The sequence below is a fragment of the Ectobacillus ponti genome (assembly GCF_024294785.1).
GTDB classification, from domain to species: Bacteria; Bacillota; Bacilli; order Bacillales; family Bacillaceae_G; genus Ectobacillus; species Ectobacillus ponti.
Genome location: NZ_JANCLT010000118.1, coordinates 1 through 520, shown reverse-complemented (window position 1 = coordinate 520; position 520 = coordinate 1). Strand labels below are relative to the sequence as shown.

Sequence of the window (520 nt, the reverse complement as noted above, 5' to 3'; positions counted from 1 at the left end):
CGGTCATGTAAAGCTGTGGGTACATGCTTGGCAAGTGGTTTTACAGAGTGTAGAAAGCGTTCCGATAGCGGGAGTGATATTCCCCCTTCCACATCATGTGTCTCAGTTGTTCCTTCTGCCTCACCCTCACTTTCAGCCTTGGCATCCTGATCATCATGATCCATATCTTCCTCATCCTCATGATCTTCTCGAGAACACTCTTCACCATCACCAGATTCACTACCAGAGGCATCTTCACCAGCTTCAGATGCATTTTCACTGTCCTCGGTAGACCTTTGTGCGCTTTCCTCACCCTCATCATCAGCATCAGCATCATTCTCACCAGCTGCTTCAGCACAAGATGGTTGTGCTTCTCCAGGGGTACTAACAGCGGGAATTTCATTAGTTCCAGGGGAAGCACCTTGCACTCTTCCATTTACGGCAGTATTCGATGGTTCCTCAGCCCTACGAGCAGTTCGATCAACATCATGGAAACCATTTTGAGTATCTGTTGCTCCTCCAATCACCATTCTAGCCAGAG

Annotated in this window: 1 pseudogene; it reads right to left on the bottom strand. The window is 48.3% G+C overall.

Annotation, left to right across the window (positions count from 1 at the left end):
• Nucleotides 1-520 (bottom strand): annotated as a pseudogene (locus NK662_RS24830) (hypothetical protein); the annotation flags it as partial.